Origin of the sequence: Natronoflexus pectinivorans (assembly GCF_004345615.1) — a bacterium.
GTDB classification, from domain to species: domain Bacteria; phylum Bacteroidota; class Bacteroidia; order Bacteroidales; family Marinilabiliaceae; genus Natronoflexus; species Natronoflexus pectinivorans.
This window is the reverse complement of record NZ_SLWK01000044.1, coordinates 1-1,569: the sequence shown is the minus strand read 5'-3', so window position 1 is coordinate 1,569 and position 1,569 is coordinate 1. Positions and strand designations below refer to the sequence as shown.

2 protein-coding genes are annotated in these 1,569 nt (G+C 37.4%); both read left to right on the top strand.

What is annotated here, in order from left to right:
• Nucleotides 1–62 precede the first annotated feature (62 nt).
• Nucleotides 63–446, top strand: coding sequence for a transposase (locus EV194_RS16820; protein ID WP_132435712.1), 384 nt, complete (start codon nucleotides 63–65; stop codon nucleotides 444–446).
• 17 nt (nucleotides 447–463) lie between these two features.
• The gene (locus EV194_RS16815; protein ID WP_243699441.1) at nucleotides 464–1,510 is read left to right on the top strand and encodes an IS3 family transposase; all 1,047 of its coding nucleotides are present in this window, start codon (nucleotides 464–466) and stop codon (nucleotides 1,508–1,510) included.
• Nucleotides 1,511–1,569 lie beyond the last annotated feature (59 nt).

Here is a 1,569-nt window from a genome sequence, read left to right as displayed (position 1 = left end):
TGTCTTTCCATGATATAAGTTGACAAGAAAATTGTTAATAACTTTTTAATTGGACAACAAACATGGGAACAAACAGCAATGAAAGAATCCGTACATTTAGTGTTGCATTCAAACAAGAGAAGGTCAAAGAGATTGAAACCAAACAAATAACGGTTCGCCAAGTAGCTCGTTTTTACAATGTAAGCAGCACAGCTGTTTATAAATGGATAAGGCTATACAGCAACCTTCATAATAAAAAAGAACGTGTAGTTGTGGAAAAGGAATCAGAATCATACAAAACTGAGCAGCTGTTAAAGAAGGTTGCTGAACTGGAAGGCATACTTGGGCGGAAACAAGTTGAGATTGAATACCTTAATAAGGTGATTGATATAAGCAGTGATATGACCAAAATCGACCTAAAAAAAAAGTTCGAATCGAGGTTATCAAATGGTTCCAGCAAAACATAAAAGATTATCCCTTTACGTTGGGCGATATCTATGTTTATGCTGGAATAAGTCGTCAGGGCTATCATCAACAAGTCAAACGTAACCAAAACAGAGTTATAGTAGATACTCGTTTATTGGAATTAACAAAGGAAATTAGAGAAGATCACCCACGCATGGGAGCAAGGAAACTATTTAAATTATTAATGCTTAGTGGCACCATGGGAATAAATAAGTTTGAGGAACTGTTATCTGCAAATGGATTGGGCATTCGGCAGAAGCGTAGTTCGCATATCACCACCAACAGCAACCATTCGTGGCGCAAGTACAGGAACCTAATCAATGGACACAGGTTGGCAGGAGTAAACCAAGTGTGGGCGAGCGATATTACTTACTATATGATTGGCGAATCAGTTTACTACATCACCTTTATGATGGATGTTTATAGTCGTCGCATCTTGGCCTATTCAGTAAGTGATAACATGCTACACGGCAACAATATTGATGTTTTGAACAACAGCATAAAACTTAGGAAAAATGTTAACTTGAGCGGTCTTATCCATCATTCCGACAAGGGTAGCCAATACTGTTCAAATGCCTATATCCAGATATTAAATGGCATTAATGCACAGATATCTATGGCGAATACTAGTATTGAAAACCCATATGTAGAGAGGTTAAATGGAATTATAAAAAATGATTACTTATATCCTCGCAAAAGAGCTACTGACCTAAAGTCCTTGCGCAAAGAACTCAAGTTGGTAGTGAAACTCTATAACGAAGTCAGACCACATATGGAATTAGGAGACCTGACACCCATAGAGTTCGAGAGGAAGTCGCTTGAACAAGCGCACCGGAAGAATGCAGAAATGGAGTTATATAACTTTGACCTAAAACCTGAACAAAGGTTTTTAGAGGCATATACGAATAGAATAATCGAAGAAAAAAAGCCGGCAGATTTGGTGTCTGCCGACTTCAATCATTCTCCTCGGTCAAATTATTCCTCAGAAAGTTGCTCCTCAGCAGAGCTTTCCTCCGCTTCGTTTGACAATGTAAATATTGAAATAAAAATTAAGGTAGATAATTAAAGTTTTCAACAGGTAGTTGGATCTTGTAAAATCTTGTCAACCTCTATTATGAAAAGACA

What these genes read in the sequence shown, in the direction of transcription:
- EV194_RS16820 (WP_132435712.1), top strand. Translation starts at nt 63, where the DNA reads ATGGGAACAAACAGCAATGAAAGAATCCGTACATTTAGTGTTGCATTC.